At 61.9% G+C, this 18,130-nt stretch carries 13 protein-coding genes; 4 read left to right on the top strand and 9 right to left on the bottom strand.

The window, feature by feature from the left end:
- Positions 1-19: 19 nt before the first annotated feature.
- Positions 20-1,285: an asparagine synthetase B gene (locus ACFSDX_RS09365; protein ID WP_382313081.1), complete on the bottom strand. Its 1,266-nt coding sequence runs from the start codon at positions 1,283-1,285 to the stop codon at positions 20-22.
- A gap of 304 nt (positions 1,286-1,589) precedes the next feature.
- Here ACFSDX_RS09365 and ACFSDX_RS09370 point away from each other — a divergent pair, with 304 nt between their 5' ends.
- From ACFSDX_RS09370 to ACFSDX_RS09380, 3 genes are all read left to right on the top strand, one after another.
- A complete protein-coding gene (locus ACFSDX_RS09370; RefSeq protein ID WP_382313082.1) occupies positions 1,590-2,123 on the top strand; it encodes a hypothetical protein in 534 nt (177 codons plus the stop codon).
- 73 nt (positions 2,124-2,196) lie between these two features.
- Complete coding sequence (locus tag ACFSDX_RS09375) at positions 2,197-3,444, top strand: ABC transporter permease (RefSeq protein WP_382313083.1); 1,248 nt, start codon at positions 2,197-2,199, stop codon at positions 3,442-3,444.
- A 646-nt stretch (positions 3,445-4,090) separates the two neighbouring features.
- Positions 4,091-4,258 carry a hypothetical protein gene (locus ACFSDX_RS09380; RefSeq protein ID WP_382313084.1) on the top strand — a complete coding sequence of 56 codons (168 nt, stop codon included), beginning with the start codon at positions 4,091-4,093 and terminating at the stop codon, positions 4,256-4,258.
- Between the two features lie 191 nt (positions 4,259-4,449).
- On the opposite strand, the gene mtaB is transcribed toward ACFSDX_RS09380, so the two are convergent.
- Positions 4,450-5,811 (bottom strand): tRNA (N(6)-L-threonylcarbamoyladenosine(37)-C(2))-methylthiotransferase MtaB, encoded by a 1,362-nt coding sequence (gene mtaB / locus ACFSDX_RS09385; RefSeq protein ID WP_382313086.1) that lies wholly within the window; start codon positions 5,809-5,811, stop codon positions 4,450-4,452.
- Positions 5,812-5,894: 83 nt separating this feature from the next.
- Entirely contained in the window at positions 5,895-7,085 is a 1,191-nt protein-coding gene (locus ACFSDX_RS09390) for a glycosyltransferase family 9 protein (protein ID WP_382313087.1), read from the bottom strand.
- A gap of 322 nt (positions 7,086-7,407) precedes the next feature.
- Here ACFSDX_RS09390 and ACFSDX_RS09395 point away from each other — a divergent pair, with 322 nt between their 5' ends.
- On the top strand, positions 7,408-9,597 hold the full coding sequence (locus ACFSDX_RS09395) for a glutamine synthetase III family protein (RefSeq protein ID WP_382313088.1): 2,190 nt from the start codon (positions 7,408-7,410) through the stop codon (positions 9,595-9,597).
- Positions 9,598-9,942: 345 nt separating this feature from the next.
- On the opposite strand, the gene ACFSDX_RS09400 is transcribed toward ACFSDX_RS09395, so the two are convergent.
- From ACFSDX_RS09400 to ACFSDX_RS09425, 6 genes are all read right to left on the bottom strand, one after another.
- A complete protein-coding gene (locus ACFSDX_RS09400) occupies positions 9,943-11,211 on the bottom strand; it encodes a cation:proton antiporter (protein WP_382313089.1) in 1,269 nt (422 codons plus the stop codon).
- Between the two features lie 258 nt (positions 11,212-11,469).
- Positions 11,470-12,408 (bottom strand): DUF3078 domain-containing protein, encoded by a 939-nt coding sequence (locus ACFSDX_RS09405; protein WP_382313090.1) that lies wholly within the window; start codon positions 12,406-12,408, stop codon positions 11,470-11,472.
- A gap of 143 nt (positions 12,409-12,551) precedes the next feature.
- Positions 12,552-14,843 (bottom strand): patatin-like phospholipase family protein, encoded by a 2,292-nt coding sequence (locus tag ACFSDX_RS09410; protein WP_382313092.1) that lies wholly within the window; start codon positions 14,841-14,843, stop codon positions 12,552-12,554.
- Between the two features lie 66 nt (positions 14,844-14,909).
- On the bottom strand, positions 14,910-15,716 hold the full coding sequence (locus tag ACFSDX_RS09415) for a mechanosensitive ion channel family protein (protein WP_382313093.1): 807 nt from the start codon (positions 15,714-15,716) through the stop codon (positions 14,910-14,912).
- A 71-nt stretch (positions 15,717-15,787) separates the two neighbouring features.
- Positions 15,788-16,405 carry a hypothetical protein gene (locus ACFSDX_RS09420; protein ID WP_382313094.1) on the bottom strand — a complete coding sequence of 206 codons (618 nt, stop codon included), beginning with the start codon at positions 16,403-16,405 and terminating at the stop codon, positions 15,788-15,790.
- 110 nt (positions 16,406-16,515) lie between these two features.
- Positions 16,516-18,096, bottom strand: a complete 1,581-nt coding sequence (locus ACFSDX_RS09425) for a carboxylesterase/lipase family protein (protein ID WP_382313095.1) — start codon at positions 18,094-18,096, stop codon at positions 16,516-16,518.
- Positions 18,097-18,130: the final 34 nt, after the last annotated feature.

Below are 18,130 nucleotides of genomic sequence, written 5' to 3' on the forward strand. Positions count from 1 at the left end.
GCGCTGTTTTTAAGCGGGTTTAAGTCTTGAGTTTTTTCTTCTTGGCCGCCGGAAACAGCACGTTGTTCAAAATGAGCCGGTAGCCGGGCGAGGTGGGGTGCAGGGCCAGGTCGGTGGGTTCTTCGCCCACCATGTGTTGGTAGTCTTCGGGGTCGTGGCCGCCGTAGAAGGTCCAGGTGCCCTTGCCCAAGGTGCCGTGCATGTAGCGCACCTCGCCGGTTTGCTTGGTTTCGCCCATTATCACCACGTCGGGCTTGATGAGGTTTTTGCGAAACGCCGTGGTCTGGCCCATAAAGCCGTGGATAGTTTTCTCGTGGTTCTGGGTCAGCATGGTCGGCACGGGGTCGTACTTGGCCGAGAAGGTAAAGAGCTGAAAGTAGTCGTTTTGCTCGTACAAGCCGCGCTCCCGAGGGTCCATGTCGATGTTGGAGTACTCGTACTGCATCGGGTTCATGTAAAGCTGAAAGTTCTGAAAGGCCAGCGTGCGGTTGAAGTTGAGCTTGCTTTGGGCGGCCGGGTCGGCGGGGTCGCCGTCGTACATGCTTTCCACCATATCGACCCCTAGGCCGGCCAGCGCAATGTCGTAAGAGTCAGTGGCTGAGCACATGGCGAACATGAAGCCGCCGCCCGCGATAAACTCCTGCATCTTCACGGCTTCGGTGGCCTTCATCTGGCTCACCTTGGCAAAGCCGTTGCGCTTGGCGGCTGCCTCGGCGTCGCGCTGCTGCTGCTGGTACCAGGGCGCGAAGCGGTAGGTCTGGTAAAACTTGCCGTACTCACCGGTGAAATCTTCGTGGTGCAGGTGCAGCCAGTCGTACTTAGGCAGCGTGCCGGCCAGCACCTCATCGTCGTAAATCTTGTCGTACGGAATCTCGGCGTAAGTCAGCACCATCGTCACGGCATCGTCCCAGGGCTGTTTGCCCTTGGGCGTGTACACCGCTATTTTGGGCACCTTCTCCAGCTTCATCACGTCCATATTGGCATTAGGGTCAGCTATTTCCGACAAAATGCCGGTGTACTGCGCCTCCGAAATGGTTTGAAACGTGATGCCGCGCACCGCTAGCTCGCTTTCTACCGCCGGCTGCGCCTCCAGGGCAAACGCGCCGCCTTTATAATTAAGCAGCCAGTCCACCTCAATCTGCTTGCTCAACGCCCAGTAGCACAGGCCATAGGCCTTGAGATGCTCCTTCTGGGAGTTGTCCATCGGGATAAAAATATGGTTGGCCCAGGCCGGCAGGGTAGGGGCGAGCAGGGCCAGTAGTAGGGCAAGACGCTTTATAAACATACTTTTGAGGGCAGAAGACCAGCCAGGCAAACGAGCCCGCCGCTACCGTAGTTCAAGGTACGGGCGCGACTGGTACAGATAGATGAATCACCCGGAATTTATGCAAACTGTACTATGTATTCCTGGGCCTTGGGCCAACCGGACTGAGCTTTTAACGGCATTGATACAGGCTCGAAAGGGTGAGTACATGTTTGCCGGCGGCATACTTGCCCAACCTTCTGCCAACACGCATTTCCTGCTAGAGCTTGAGGAAGCAGACCCCAACTTGCCCGGTGCTTTTCAGCGGGCTGGCCTCTTTTCGGCCATGCGAGATGAAGCACTAGCCGCCGTGGCCAGCCACCGAATGGTAGTTTATCTGCTCACGCAGCCCGACCAGCCCGCCAGCCTCGCCAGCGCCCGGGCCATAGCGCAAGCCGCGGCTGCCCTGCTCGACGCGGGTGGCCTAGCGGTAAAAGTTGAAACGGCTGGCAAGGCATTTGAGGCCGCCAAGTGGCGAGAATTGCTCGCTTTCGAAGAGGCCGGGCCGCTGTGGGAGTTATTTGTAGCAGTAGCCATCAAGTCGGCGGATGGCGCTTCCTTCACCTGCGGTATGCATAACCTAGGTCTCAAGGACGCCTTGGTGCGCAATCTGCCAACCGCCGAGGCCATTCAGCTGCTACGCGAGTTCACCTATTTTGAGGCCACCGAGCAGCCTAAACTAGCCGTTGGCCATACATTTAGCTTGGCGGTCGATGCACCCGTGTATCACCTAGCCGAGGTGATAGCACAGCCTTATGCCGACCATCCAGATTTTGTAAATCCATACGGAATGTGGGAGCTACTTGCCAAGAAGCCATAGCAAAAGGCTTGGAACAAATGGTTTAGCAAAAATTGATGATATATCTGCGGCACCTATTACAACCTGCAACTCTATGAGCTTTTTAGAAAATATCCGCGAAGCCCTGCGCTCCATCAAGGGCAATTTGCTGCGCACCATCCTCACCGCGCTCATCGTCAGCATTGGGCTGATGGCGCTGGTGGGCATCCTCACGGCCATCGACGCCATGCGCAGCTCCCTAGGTGACACCTTTGCCAGCCTCGGGGCCAATGCCTTTGAGATGAAAGCCAAGGGCTACACTAACCGCTCGCGCCGCGGCGGCGTGCAGGGCAAGCAGTACCCCGCCATCACGTACCTACAGGCCAGCCTCTACAAAGACGAGCTGACCCAGCGCGAGCCCGCCGCCATCGTGGGCGTGTCGGCCTTCATCAGCGGGGCCACCGAGGCCAAGGCCAACGGCCAGAAAACCAACCCCAACATGCAGGTGATTGCCGGCGACGAAAATTACCTGCGCATCCAGAGCTACGCCCTCACCCAAGGCCGCACCTTCTCGCCCGCCGAGCTGCAAACCGGGGCCAACGTGGTCGTCATCGGTGAAGAAATCAAGGACAAGCTCTTCCCTAATTTAAACCCCGTGGGCCAGTACCTCTACGCCCTAGGTCGGCGTTTTCAGGTGGTGGGGCTGTTTGAGAAGAAAGGCAGCAACGCGGGCGGCGGCGGCGCCGACCGCCTGCTGCTGGTGCCCCTCGAAACCGGCAACCAGCTGCCCCGCCAGGCCGCCCTCACTTACGACGTCAAAACCGCCACTACCAACGCCCAGGGCCTGCACTACCTGCAAGACCAGGCCACCGGCGTAATGCGCGCCGTGCGCCACGACCGCCTGGGCCAGGAAGATTCTTTTGAAGTCGAAAGCTCCGACTCAGCCTCCAAAACCCTCGACGAGCTGGCTGGCAAGATGCAGATGGGCGGTGGGCTGGTGGCCTTCATCACGCTGCTCGGGGCCAGCATCGCGCTCATGAATATCATGCTCGTATCAGTAACCGAGCGCACCCGCGAAATCGGAATTCGCAAGGCCCTAGGGGCTACCTCGCGTCAGGTGCGCCAGCAATTCCTGCTCGAAGCCATTGTGATTTGCGTGCTCGGCGGCTCGCTGGGCATCCTGCTCGGCATTGCTATGGGCAACGGCGTGGCGCTGCTCGTAGGCAGCTCGTCGTTTCTGGTGCCGTGGCTGTGGGTAGGGGTGGGGCTGGCCATCTGCGTATCGGTGGGGCTGCTGGCTGGCTCGTACCCGGCGGGTAAGGCCGCGGCGCTCGACCCCATCGAAAGCCTGCGCTACGAATAAATCGCAGATTTAACGGATTTAACTGATTTCGCGGATACGCCTGCTGCGCAGGCTGACTACTTAAGGGGCCGGTCGGATATTTATTCGGCCGGCCCTTTTACATTTGTGTATACTAACATTTGGTGTAATGGAAGATTCATCCGTGGGGCAGCGTTTTATGCAGCTTATTCAGCAGCTGGGCATGAGTAAAAATGCTTTTGCTATGTCGCTGGATAAGACGGCTACGGTCATTCAACATTTGGTTGATGAGCGCAATAAGCCGGGATTTGACCTTATGTGTAAGGTATTTGAAGTGTACCCAAATGTATCTAAGGATTGGTTGCTGATGGGCCAAGGACCCATGATGCAGCATGAGACGCTTGCGCCTGTGCTTGCCGCTGCTACTCCGCCACCCGTGGTTCCGCCAAGTGCCGCCGCTCCGCCGCGTGCAGCCGCTCCAATGCCGGTGCCAGCCACTCCTAATTTTCCTGCACCGCTTTTCGCTGTTTCGGCGGCCAAGCCGGCGGCCCCGGAAGCCTTGCCCACGTCCCCCGCCGAGCCTATGGTGACCGCTCTGCCGCCCGCCCCGCCTGCTAGCCAGCCAGTGCCTGCTCCGGCAGTTGTGCCATCGCCACTGGCAAGCCCATTGCCCGCTGCTCCTTCTGCCATGGTAGCTGCGGCGCCGGCCGCGCCCGATGCTGCTGCGCTCACGGCCGCCCTGCATGCCCAGTACCTCCAGCATCAGCTGGCCCTAGCTGAGCAGCGCAACCAGCACCTGCTAGCCCAACAAGCACTGATGCAGCAGATGCTGGACCTCATGCGCCGGCCTGTCTAACCACGGATTCGTCGGATTCTTCGGATTCGTCGGATTTTGTAGACGTAAAAAAGGCAGCCTTACGGGCTGCCTTTTTTATTAAATCTGATACCTAGGAAGGTATAAAAAACCAACGCTAATCCTTCTTCAGCCAAGCAAACGAAAGCCGTCTACAAAATCCAACCCATCCGAAAAATCCGACGAATCCGTGGTTAGACAAGAATGCCTACTTCCTCGGCTTCCATCAGCCCTAGGGCGTTGACTTGGGTGAGGCGCAGGGGCCGCACCTCGCCCACCAGCAGCGGGTCGTACTTGGCCGCCACCCGGATGTAGTTGGGCGTGTAGCCCTCCACCCGGCCGTCGGTCACGTCGTCCTCGAATAGTACGTTGGTTTCGAAGCCTGCGTGCTGCTCGTAGAAAAAGCGCTTCTTCTTCTCAGATAGGCTGCGCAGTTGCGTGGTGCGCTCGGTGCGCACGCGCTCGGGCACGCGGCCTTTGAGGGTGGGGGCCAGCGTATTGGCCCGCTCCGAGTATGGAAATACGTGTAGGTAGCTGATGGGCAGCTCGTTGAGAAAGTGGTATGTTTCCAAAAAGTCTGCCTCCGTTTCGCCCGGAAAACCTACAATGACATCGACCCCGATGCCCGCGTGCGGCATCAGTTCCTTGATGCGGGCCACGCGGTCGGTGTAAAGCGCGCGGCGGTAGCGGCGGCGCATGAGGCCCAGGATTTTATCGGAGCCGCTTTGCAGCGGCAGGTGAAAGTGCGGCATAAAGCGCCGCGAGGCCGCCACCGTCTGGATGACCTCGTCGGTGAGCAGATTAGGCTCGCAGGAGCTGATGCGGAAGCGCTGCATGCCCGCCACTTTATCTAGGGCTTGTACTAGCTCGGTAAAGTTTTCTATCCGTTGGCGGTCGGGTCCTTGCACCCCAAAGTCGCCTAGGTTAACGCCCGTGAGCACAACCTCTTTCACGCCCTGCGCCGCCAATTTCTCCACGCGCTCGACCACCGAGGCCACGCTGCCCGAGCGGCTCGCGCCCCGCGCCAAGGGAATGGTGCAAAACGAACACGAGTAGTCGCAGCCGTCCTGCACCTTTAAAAAGGTGCGCGTGCGCTCGCCCAGCGACTGCGCCGGGTGAAACTCGGTGGCCTCCGAAATGGGCGAGGCAAACACCCGCCCGGCCGATGGTCGCGCCGCGCCGCCGGCCAGCGCGGCAGTTGGGGTTTCTACTTCCAGCTCGGTTAGAATTTCAGCCAGCCGGAATTTCTCGGCCGCGCCCAGCACCGCGCCCACGCCGGGAATCTGGGCAATCTCCTGGGGCTTGAGCTGCGCGTAGCAGCCCACGATGGCCACGAAGGCCTGCGGGTTGTACTTCAGGGCCTGCTGCACCACCTTCCGACACTTGCGGTCGGCGTGGTCAGTAACGGAGCAGGTATTCACCACGTACAGGTCGGCGCCCTGCTCAAACTCGACGCGGCGCACGCCGCGCTCCTCAAACTGCCGCCCTAGGGCCGATGTTTCGGAGAAGTTGAGCTTGCAGCCCAGCGTATAAAAGGCAACGGTTTGGGGAGTCATAAGCCTGCAAAGGTACGGCCGCGTCCCCGTAGTGCGGCGCCCCTGGCAGCTAACACTAAGTGCGCCGCGCCCGCCAAATCTGGCTACAGCAGCTCGGCCGCCGCGGCCAGCACCCGCACCGGGCTAACGCAGCTGATGTCGGGGTCGCGGTCGGGCGGGCGGAAGTTGCCGGCGGCGAAGCGGGCCTCCATCTCGGGCGGAAACAGGCACTGGCACGGCGACCGCAGCAGCTCGGGGGGGTAGGGGAAAAACTTGCCGTAGTTTTCGCCCATCAGCACCACTAGGCAGGGCGTGCCAAGCTGCGTGGCCAGGTGGGCCGCCACCGTGTCGTTGCTGATGAGCAGCCGGGCCTGGCTGAGCAGCGCGGCCAGCTCGGGCAGCGTGGTTTGGCCGCACCGGTTTTCGAGCGGCACGGCGCCCGCCGCCGCCTGAATACGGCTCGCCAGCGCGGTATCGGCCGGGCTGCCGGCCAGCACCAAGCGGTACCGCCCGCCGTAGCGCTGGTGCAGCCCCAGGGCCAGCGCGGCAAAGTGCACGGCCGGCCACTGCTTCTGGCGGGCGCTGGCCCCCGGAAACAGCACAATGGCGGGCGGCGCGCCCGGTGGCTGAAACCGGGCTGCCTCGTCGGCGCGCACCGGCAGGTGCAGGGGCGGGCGCGGCGGGGCCGGTAGCGCCTGCGCGGCCAGCCAGTTAGTGAAAAACTCGCCGTTGCGGTCGTACTCAAACAACGTAGCCGGCGTGGTAGGCAATAGTAAGGTATAGCTTTGGTCGAGCAGGCTAAACCAGGCATCGGTGCGGTGCTCGCCCTGGCTGGCTACCCGGCGCGGCGCCCGCAAAAACCGAATGAAATTCTCCACCGCCGGCTCGCGCACGTGCAGCGGGTAAATGACCTCGCCGTAGCCGCCCGCGCCGATGGTGCCCAGCACCTCGGTCCGGTACCCTAGGTCGTGCTGAAACCGTCTAAAGTCCACCACTAGCAGCTCGTCAAACAGGTCAGCATCCCAGGCGCGGGCCAGCGGAGCCCACAGCGCATTGGCCGCCAGCGTGAGGCGCTGGCCCCGCCCGCGCACCTGCTGCGCCAGCAGCCGCAGCCACGGCCGGTACAGCAGATAGTCGCCAATGGAGTCGTTGCGCACCACTAGCACCCGGCCAGGGTCAGGAGTGGCTTGCTTAGCTAAAGCAGCTTGGTCAACCTGGCTTAGCCGCGCCAATTGGCGCTGCCGCCGGCGTAGGCGGCTAAACTGACGAACGCGGGCAAACAAAGCTCCAAGCATAACGGCAAAAATACGGTTGCCGGCCAGTGGGCGGGCCGCGCCCCGAGCCATGGCCCGCCCACGGCTCCTAGGTGCTGGGTAGAAGTTGCTGGCTAGTTTACATTTAGCTGACTGCCGCCGCTGCCCAGCGCCCAGCGCTCCTCCCACAAGGCATCCCGATTAAGTTTTAGCTCAATGTTACCGTTAGCTTGACATTCAGGGTACTTCGCCGAGAAAATGGGCTCGTTAGCCCAAGAAAGGCAGTTTTTTAAGGGTAAAATCGCAAAACTCGACGTTACAAGCGTACTTTTGCCCTGAAAACTGACACCCATCTCTTTATTTCATGGCCATTCTACGCTTCAAAGCCCTCGAATTAGTCGACAAGCGTCAGCCACTGACGGTAACGCCCGCCAAGGGCCGTCGGTCCGACTCTTTTGGGCAAAATGTCTTCAATTTGGAGGCAATGCGGGCAAACATGCCCGGCGAGTATTTCAAGAAGCTGCAAGCGGCCATCAAACAAGGCACACCCGTTGAGCGCTCAGTAGCCGATGCCGTAGCGTCGGCCATGAAAACCTGGGCCATGGCCAAGGGTGCCACTCACTACACGCACTGGTTTCAGCCCCTAACCGGCGCCACGGCCGAAAAGCACGACTCATTTTTCGACCTCAACTCCGACGGCCGGCCGATTGAGAACTTCAAAGGCTCGGCGCTGGTGCAGCAGGAGCCCGATGCCTCGTCGTTCCCCAACGGCGGCATCCGCAACACCTTCGAGGCCCGCGGCTACACCGCCTGGGACCCCACTTCGCCCGCTTTTATCATCGAAACGGTAGGCGCTAAAACGCTGTGTATTCCCACAATTTTCGTGGCCTACACCGGCGAAGCGCTCGATTACAAAGCCCCGCTGCTCAAGTCGTTGGCCGTGCTCGAACGGGCTGCTGTCGACGTGTGCCAGTACTTCGACAAGGACGTGCAGCGCGTAAACACGACCCTCGGTATCGAGCAGGAGTACTTCCTGGTTGACAAGGCGCTCTTCGACGCCCGCCCCGACCTCGTAATGACGGGCCGCACGCTCTTCGGCCACGCTTCGGCCAAGGGCCAGCAGCTCGAAGACCATTACTTCGGCTCGATTCCGCCCCGCGTGCACGCCTTTATGCTGGAGTTTGAGGAAGAAGCTAACTCCCTAGGTATCCCGCTGCGCACCCGCCACAACGAGGTGGCGCCCAATCAGTTTGAGTGCGCCCCGACTTTTGAGGACGCCAACCTGGCCATCGACCACAACCAACTCCTGATGGATGTGATGGACCGCGTGGGCCTCAAGCACAACTTCAAGGTGCTGCTGCACGAGAAGCCCTTTGCGGGCGTCAACGGCTCGGGCAAGCACAACAACTGGGCGATGAGCACCGACACCGGCGTAAACCTGCTCGCCCCCGGCCGTCGGCCCAAGGAGAACCTTCAGTTCCTGGCCTTCTTCATCACCACCGTAAAGGCCGTGCACCGCTACGGCGACTTGCTGCGCGCCAGCATCGCCTCGGCCAGCAACGACCACCGCCTAGGTGCCAACGAGGCGCCGCCCGCCATCATGTCGGTGTTCCTCGGCTCGATGCTCGATGGCGTGCTCGACGAGTTGGAGCGCACCGCCAAGCTGCCGCTTGACAAAGGCGACAATATTTACCTGAAGCTCGGGATTGATAAGATTCCGGCCATCCTGCTCGACAACACCGACCGCAACCGCACCTCGCCGTTTGCCTTCACCGGCAACAAGTTTGAGCTGCGCGCCGTGGGCTCCAGCGCCAACTGCTCGTCGGCCATGACCACGCTCAACGCCATCGTGGCCGACCAGCTCATCGACTTCAAAACGCAGGTCGACGCGCTCATCAACCAGGGCAAGAAGAAGGAAGTGGCCATCGTGGACGTGCTGCGCGACTACGTTATCTCGTCCAAGAACATCCGCTTTGAAGGCAACGGCTACTCGGACGAGTGGCGCGACGAGGCCGCCCGCCGCGGCCTGGCCAACGTGCCTACCACGCCCCAGGCCCTCGACGCGCTGGTGCGCGACGACGCGGCCGAGCTGTTTAAGCGCCACGGTATTTTCTCGGAGACCGAGCTGCACGCCCGCCACGAGATTTTGCTGGACGAGTATATCAAGAAGATTCAGATTGAAAGTCGCGTCTTGGGCGACCTCGCCGTCAACCATGTTATCCCCACGGCCGTAGCATACCAAACCAAGCTGATTCAAAACGTGCGCGGCCTGCGCGACCTAGGCCTCGACGACGAGAATAGCCAGGTAACCGTAGAGATGATTAAGTCCATTTCGGGCTACGTTTCAACTATTAAGAGCACGGTAGATGCCATGATTGAAGCCCGCAAAGTGGCTAACCGCGTGGAAGATGCCCGTGAGCGTGCCGTGGCTTACTGCGACACGGTGAAAGAAAAATTTGCGGCTATTCGCCGCGCTGCCGACAAGCTCGAATTGCTTGTGGCGGATGAGGACTGGCCCCTGGTGAAGTACCGCGAATTGTTATTCCGGCATTAACTTTGGGTTGGAGCCACGGACCAGCGCTGGGTGGGAATTCTCGCTGCGTCCGGGTTTGGAAAGGGTCGTGCCGGGTGGCGCGACCTTTTTTTTTGCCCGTTGGGGGCTGACTGGCTCTAAATATGTCCCAGGGCAGTTCCCGCTAGGGCCTTACCCATTAGCCCCAGCCAAGTCCAGTTAGCATGCGGGTCAGTCTGCCCCACAATTTGCCCCCCCCAAAGCTAATTCACTTAGGCGCTCTGCTTGGGTAGGTGCCGGGCCGTCTGCCGGTGCGAGGCAATTAATTCCTCCTAGAGCAGCACCTCGGTAGCACTGGCATTTTCAGTTCGCGCGGCAAACGATAGGTTAGTGAGCTACGTCGTCGGCCGCCGGCCCGGTGCTCAGGCCCAGCTTCTTCACCAGCGGCCCGATGCTAAGGCCCTGCCCAATGATGCTGAAGATAACCACCACGTAGGTGACGCCCACCAGCAGCTCGCGCGGCATCGACTCGGGCAGCGACAGGGCCAGGGCCACCGAAACGCCGCCCCGCAGTCCGCCCCAGGTTAGCACCCGTAAGGTCTGCCGGTCGAAAGGGTAAAAGCGCCGCAGCAGCACTAGCGGTAGGCCCACCGACACCCAACGGGCTACCAGCACCACCCCAATGGCCACCAGGCCCACCAGCAGGGTCGTGCGGCTGATGTCGAGGACCAGCATTTCCAGCCCGATGAGCACGAACAGCACCGCGTTGAATAGCTCATCCAGCAGCTCCCAGAACTTGTCGAGGTACTCGCGGGTAGTGTCCGACATGCCCAGCGCCCGGCCCTTGCTGCCCACAATTAGGCCCGCCACCACAATGGCCAGCGGCCCCGAAGTGTGCAGCGCCGTGGCCAGCGCCGTGCCGCCCATCACCAGGCCCAGGGTTATCATCATTTCTACCTGGTAGTTATCGATGGTGCGCAGGGCCCAGTACGTGGCGTAGCCCAGCGCGAGCCCGAGGCCGACGCCCCCCACTGCCTCCATCAAAAACAGGTGCCCAATAACGCTGGCCGTGGCCTTCTCGGCCCCAAACTGGGCAATCTCCAACAAGCTGATGAACACCACCACCGCAATGCCGTCATTAAACAGTGATTCGCCCACTATTCTAATTTCCAGCGACTTGTCAATGCGAGCGGCCTTGAGAATGCCCAGCACGGCAATGGGGTCGGTGGGCGAGATGAGCACACCAAACAGCAAGCAGTAGAGGTAGTCGATGGGCCGCCCAAATAAGGGCAGCAGGTAATAGAACGCCGTGCCTATCAGGAAGGTAGACAGCAAAATGCCGACCGTGGCCAGCACCCCGATAGCCAGGCCCTGCCGACCTAGGGCGCGCACGTCCACGTGCAGGGCCCCGGCGAAGAGCAAGAAGCTCAGCATCACGTCCATGAGGATGGTGTGGAAGTCGAGGCCGCGCACCAACTGGCCCGCTTTCACAACCCACTCTACGCCGAGCTTGCCTAGCCCAATGGCCCCCAGCGACGACACCAGGGCCAGTACCATGAGCCCGATGACGCCCGGCAGCTTCAGCAGGCGATGATTGAGGTAGCCAAAAATGGCGGCCATCACTACGAGCAGGGCCAGGGTATTATATAATTCCATCGGGGTAACGGGGCTAGTTGGTGCCCGGCCAACTACCGCCTGCAAAGCGCGCTAAGCCGGCTGGTAGCCAGAGGCAGGAATAATAAGCAGGCGCTGCTTGCTGTATGAAATCAAACATTCAAACAAGCCTGTGCTAGTACCAAAGCCGGCATTCTCTAGCAAGCGGCTTTTAGAAAAATAGCGGGCTCACCCCCCGCTTTTTTTGCCCCGTAAGTAACGAGAACCTTTGCATCAGGGTAAGGCAGGCTGGAAACGACACTACCTAGCCTTGTAGCCCCGAGCCGTGTAAGTAACACCTAGGGTCAAGCCCTGGCTGTACTGCACGGCCCGGTCCTGGTCGTAATCGTAAAGTAGAATCCCCGTCAGGGATACGTTGACGAAGCGGTTTACTTTGGCGCTGAGGCTGGCATCGACGCGGTGGTCGACGCGCCGCAGGGCTAAGTCTTGGCCGTAGTTGACAAAGAGCACGTAGCGCGCTTTCAGGTTGACGTTCGTGGCGATATTTTTATCAAATTCGGCCAGAATCTGGGCCGCCAGCACCTCCCAGCGCGTGGTGTGGCCAAGGTGCACGCCGTAGGGCGTATCGCCCAGCGCGGCCACAAAGCGCTCTGGCCGCCCGACAAATGTCAGGCGCGGCGCGAACGGCGCGAGGCGCACCTTGAAATACGTTGTCGGGTGGTATTCAAAGCCATAGGCCATCGTGAGAAAGGCCGGGGCAAACGTGGACGAGAGCAGTTGCGCCTGCTGCTGCCCATTGGCGTCGTCGTTGTACCGGTAGCCGGGCGCGAACTGCGTGAGCAGATTCAGCGACACAAATACGTCCCAGTGGGGGTTGAGCGCCCGCCCGTATTTGGTGTCTAAGAACAGGCGGTCGAGGCTTTTGCGGTAGCCCTGGCCCTGATTGGCTACGAAAGCATAGAGAAAATCCGCTTCGTTGTCCCAGCTGTGAATCCCCTGCCGATAGTTGGCGTGCGCGTTGAGCAGTGCGTTGAGTCCAAAGGAATTGACGCCGCCCCCGCGCCAGTTGGAGGAGAGCGTCGCTTCCTGAAAACTTAGGGCAGTGCTAAGGCTTTTTCGCCAGAGGGTATCTGCCGGCGCCAAAGGGGCGGCGGGGCTTACGGGTAGGGCTTGAGCAGCAGTTCGATAAGAGCCTACCGCGGCGAGTACTAGCAGGAGGGCGGTAACGAATTGTTTCATAGTGAACAAGTTGAAAAATGAGGACGGGCAATACTGCACTCGCCAGGCAGCGCAGGGTAAGCACGCCCTGCGCAATGCAGCGGGGTTATTCTGGTAAGCAGTAAGGAGCGGCCGCAGCAGCAAGGGCAACTGGCTGCCTACCCCTAGCGGTAGCCAAAAGGGAACCCAATGTTGAAATAGGGCAGCAGCTTTTTCGTTGCGTTCGAGTACATCAGGCTCACGTCGATGGGGCCCAGAAACGAATTCAGACCTAGGGTGAGCGAGCCGCCGTAAACCATCCGGGCCGGCTGCGGCCGGGCAGCGTTGGCGATAAAATCGTAGTAGAGGGCGTTGGCCTTGGCGGTGACGAAGATTTTGGGTTTCACCGCGTACTGGTAGCCCACGAGCCCCGCCACTGCGCTACCGGTGTAGAGGCCAGCTTCGGGCAGCCCGGCGAACGTAATCTGGTTACGCAGTCCGCTGGTGAGGCCACCCACCACGAAGTCGTTGGCAATGGCCTGCTGGTAGTTCCAGTTGATACCGGCCTGCGCCTGAACCAGCAGCGTGGCGCGTTGGCTGAGGGGCAGGTACTGCTCCGCATAGAGGCGCGAGTGGCCGTAAGGCCGGAACGAAAAACCCGGCGACTGCTCGGTGCCGATAACGGTGGTATCGCTGAGGACCCGAAAGCTGGGCCGCTGGGCATACGCCACGCCGATTTCGGCATCGATGCGGCGGCCGTGGGTGGGGTAGGCCACCGCGTTAAGCGTGTTTCCTTCGTAAAATAAGTAGCTATTGAGCAGCCGGATGCGGCCATCGAGTTGGAGGCGCGAAGTGATTTCGGGGCTGAAGCGGCCGTACTCGTAGCGCGTGCCCAGGCCCAGCGCCCGGTTGCGGTCGAGCAGGTGAAACAGCTGCGCGTTGGCCAGCACGTAGCTCTGCGTGTAAAGGCCGGCTTTCTTAAAACTCGTGCTGTAAGTGGTGATGCTGACCCGTTCGCCCTGCGCCAGCAGGCGCAGCACCAGGCGCTGGTGCTGCGTGAAGTACTGCACGTGCTTGAGCCGCAGGCGGGGGTTCTCGCCGATGTTGATGGCCACTTGGCTGGTGGAGGCCGACGCCAGCTTGTTTTGCAGCGTCACGCTGCCGATGAGGCCGATGCCAGTCGATGAGTTGTAATTCAGCCCTAGGCCGATGCGCGCGGCCGGGCTGCGCTCGGCGTCGAACACCAGCCGGGCCGAGGAGTCGGAAGCCGGCAGCAGCGAATACGTGATTTTGCGAAACGCCCGCGTGCCAAACGCGTCGCGCACGGCTGCCGACAGCTGCGGGGCCGAGTAGTAGCGCTGGGGCCGCAGCCGCAGCTGCCTCAGCAAGAGCGCCTCGGAGGCCGGGGGCAGGCCCTGCACCTGGTACCCCTCGACGTACACCGAGTCGGCGCGCCGGGCCGCGGGGGGGTAGGGCAGGGCCGGCCCGTACCGCGCATCCAGCGAATCACGCAGGGCTTGCAACTTCGGAAACACGGCCCGGCCTTGCTGCACGCCCAGCGCCGTGATAGGCCCGGCCGCCGAAAAGCTGCCGGCGGAGTAGTCGCCCAGCGGGTAGTCGACGTAGACGTTGCACAAGGCTTTTTGCCCCTTAAAGTCCGCGTTGTCTTTGAACGAGGAAATCTGGAGCAGCACATCTACGGGGCTACGCAGATTGGCTTCGGTGTAGGCCCCGGCCGAAACGTTGCTGCCAATGACGACGCCCGCGCCCATGTCCCGCACTTCCGACACCGGGAAGTTGCGCACCACCCCGCCGTCCACCAGCCGGCGCCCCTGGTAGCGCACCGGCGTGAACACCGACGGAATGGCCATACTCGCCCGGATAGCCGCCACGATTTCGCCCGTGCGCAGCACCTCGGGCTCGCCCGAAATAATGTCCGTGGCCACGCACCGAAACCCCCGCGGAAACTTCGCGAAGTCCTTGGTGCGGTAGTAGGGCAGGAACAACTCGCTGAGCGTGAGCCACAGCTCCTCAGATTCGATGACGCCGCTGGGAAACTGGAGTTGGCCCTTCACCACCGGTAGCTCCAGCAGGTAGTGGCCAAAATCATCCTTGCCCGGCAGCGTAATCGTGCTGAGCTGCGCGGCGTTGGTGAGCAGCGCGTCCCAGTCCAGCCGTTGGGCCACCCGCTCAATCTCGGCCCCGGAGTAGCCGGCCGCGTACAGCGAGCCGACGATGGCGCCCATGCTGGTGCCCGTCACGTAGTCGACCCGCACGCCGGCCGAATCCAGGGCCTTGAGCAGGCCAATATGGGCCAGGCCGCGGGCCCCGCCGCCGCTCAGCGTCAGGCCAATGCGCGGGCGCTGAGCCGGGGTTTGGGCCCCGGCCAGGCCGGTACTGAGCCCTAACGCTAGGAGTAATCCTACCCAGCACAGGTAGGAGAGCGGTTTTGTGGCCGTCGGGTAGTGATACTTCATGAGGAAGAGATTGCGCAGGGGGCCTACCTAGGAGCAGGGATTTTCGGCGCGGCAGGCGCGACCGTCTTATGCTGGTTTCTTATCCTTCTTCCGCTTGGCCGGTCCCTGAATGCCGTGGCTGAGCAGCCCGCGCTGGATTTGCTCGATGAGCGCACCATGGACCGCGTCGTTGTCGCCGGGTAGGGTGTAGGCGCGGCAGGCGACCGTCATGCCGCCGGGCACCAGCGCCACCATGCCAACACTGGGTGCGGGCTCAGCAAGCACCTTGGCTTGGCCCGTTAGCAGGGGCAGCACCAGGGCGCGCAGCTCGTCAAGATTAGTTTGGCCGTCCACGTCCACGAGCACTTCCACCAGCACTTTGTTTTCTGTCGTCTTATTGACCAGGATGTTGTTGGAGAGCGCGCCGTTGGGCAAGATGATGGTGTCGCCCTGGGGCGTACTCAGGATGGTATCGAAGATGTGAATGGCCTTTACTACCCCCGTTTTGCCCTGGCTCTCGATGACGTCGCCCGGTGCGAAGGGCTTAAACATGAGGATGAGCACGCCCCCGGCAAAGTTGGCCAGCGTGCCCTGCAAGGCCAGCCCCACGGCCAGTCCCGCCGCCCCCAGCACCGCCACAAACGAGGTGGTTTGCAAGCCAATCATGCCGGCCACGCTGATAACGAGCAGCACCTTGAGCACCACACTCACCATGCTAGTCAGAAAGCCGCGCAGCGATACTTCCAGCCCCGCCATGGCGCGCGACGCTACCTGGCTCACCAGGCGAATAATCCAGAAGCCCACGACGAGCACCAGCAACGCCATCGCCACGCGCGGCAAGTACAATAAAACCAGTGCCCGCAGTTGCTCCGAGTAAGATGATAAGCGTTCCATAAGCGTTGTAGGGGGTTAGAAATGACTGAGAGAAAGACATCAGGAAGTACTAGTGTCGCCCGGCCGCGAGGCTAGCGCAAGCCGAGCAGCGTCACAGTGACCGGGCTAAACAGCCCAGCCCCACTGCTATACCAGAGGTCGACGCGGCGGATGCGGCGCCCGCCTAGTTGGAGGCTAAGCGGGGCGCTATCCTGGCCCGGCAGCAGGAGGTAGCGCAGCCGCACGCTGCTCGCGGGCCCGTAGTCGTAGCTCACCAGCAGGTGGTCCAGGGTTATGGGTCGGTTGCTGACCCGAAGCTTGAGGTAGCGGAAGCTGTAGGAGGCCCCACTCAGCCCCGCGCCGGCCTGCCCAAACGGCTGCCGCAGCCTAATCGTGGCAATGGGCTGCCACCTGCTCGCGGGCGGGCGCGGCGGCTGAATTACCGGGCGCGGCGGACGCGGCGGGCGTGGGGGGTAGGGCGGTCGCGGTGGTTGCGGGGGCCGAACAGGCGGACGCGGGGGCTGAACAGGCGGACGCGGGGGCTGAACGGGCGGGCGTGGGGGCTGCGGGGGGCGGGTAGCGTAAGGTGGACGCGGCGGCTGAATGGCCGGTTGGGGCGGCCGCGATGGCCGCACCACCTCCTGCGCTACGCCGGGCAGGGAGGCCAGCAGCGTACCTAGCAGCGCGCAAAAACAGAAAAAACGGGGCATAGGCGGGCATATAAGCCAGCGACAGCCGGCGCTAATTAGTTAAAAGCTAACTGATAATCAAAGCTTTGTTTAGTGGCCTGGCTGAGCCAGCGCTACCGCCCTGTTTTCCTTCAGCGCACCCCTTCCCAGGCCCGGAGCTCCTTGGCGTGCGGGTTGGTTTGGAGCTGCGAGCTAGTATTGAACAGCATCGTCTGGCGCTCGGTGGGGGTGTAGGGCGCCCAGCCGGGGCTGCCGGTTTTGGCAAACTCAACCCAAGCGTCCTGCATCTTATCGGCCAGCGCGGCGGGGCCGCCCCCGGCGCCCAGCATGCCGCGCGGCCCCGTTACCAGGGGTAGGTGATTGAAAACGAAGGGCAGCTCCACCCCGTGGTAGGCCCCGTAGGTGCCGCCCGCTACCGAGGAGGGCCACCCGAACTCGTACATGTAGGTGCGGCCGGGTTGGCGGGCGTGGGCGTCGGCTAGGTGCACGGAGGGTACCTGAAACTGAAAGGCCGTGACCATGGCGGAAAGCAGCTCGCCCAGGCCTTTGGTGGGATAAGCCTGCTTGTACACCGTAATCAGGGCCGCGGGTGCGGGGTGGAGCCGCTTGGTGGCCAGAGCCAGAACGAAGTTGGACTTGATTTTCTTCAGCAGCCCGGTCGGTACCAGAAAGTAGTTGGCTTCGTCGGAGTTGTAGCCCACCAGCACATCAACGGCGCTGCCGGCTCCTTGCTGCACGCTGGTCAGAGGTACGGCGGGCACGATGTCGCCGTCGATGACCGGAAAATAGAACACGGTGCCCGAGCCCGGGTCGGCGTAGTCTTTGGTGTCAAGCTTCACCATTTTGGGCGTGACTTTTTGCTGGGCGGCCAGCAGCTGCTCGGGGGTGAAGCGGCGGTAAGCTTCCGCCGTATTTTTGATTTTCAGCACTTTGGCGTACTTGGCCGCTATGCGGTCGGCCTGCTCGCCGCTGAGCACGGCTTGGCCCGAGCCGCTCATTAGGATGGCCCGCCGAAACAGGCCCTGCGCGGCCGGGCTGCCCAGCAGCGTGGCCACGCTCATCCCCCCGGCCGACTCGCCGCAGATGGTCACGTTGGCCGGGTCGCCCCCGAAGCGGGCAATGTTGGCCTGCACCCAGCGCAGGGCGGCCAGCTGGTCGCGAATACCTAGGTTAGACGGCACGCCCTGAATCTTCAGGAAGCCCTCGAGGCCCAGCCGGTAGTTGAGCGACACCAGCACGACGCCTTTTTGGGCGAAGGCCGTGCCATCGAACAGGGGCACGTCGCTGGTCCCCACCACAAAGGCCCCCCCGTGAATGTATACCAGCACGGGCCGGGCGGGGCTGGTCAGGGCGGGCGTCCAGACGTTGGTGGTCAGGTACTCGTCGCCCTTCACCCAGCCCGGCCCGAAGACGGGTTGGTCGTCGATGTCCCCGGCGGGCGGGCGGTTGTAGGGCGCGGTTGGGCCGCTGTGGGTGGCGTCGCGCACGCCGGGCCAGGGTTGGTGCGGGGCCGGGGCCGCAAAACGCAACGCTCCCACGGGCGGGGCGGCGTAGGGGATGCCTTTGAACACCAGCACCTCGCCCACCCGTTGCCCACGCACTTGGCCCGCCTCCGTGGTGGCCACTAGCCCGTCGTCGCTCTGGGCCCTGGCCGGCGGGGTGCGGGCTAGCAGCAGACCTAGGAAGGAAAACAGCGTAAGTAATTCTTTCATAACACGTAAAAGCTAAATGCTAAATGCTAGCGGA

Source organism: Hymenobacter bucti (genome assembly GCF_042681145.1).
GTDB classification, from domain to species: domain Bacteria; phylum Bacteroidota; class Bacteroidia; order Cytophagales; family Hymenobacteraceae; genus Hymenobacter; species Hymenobacter bucti.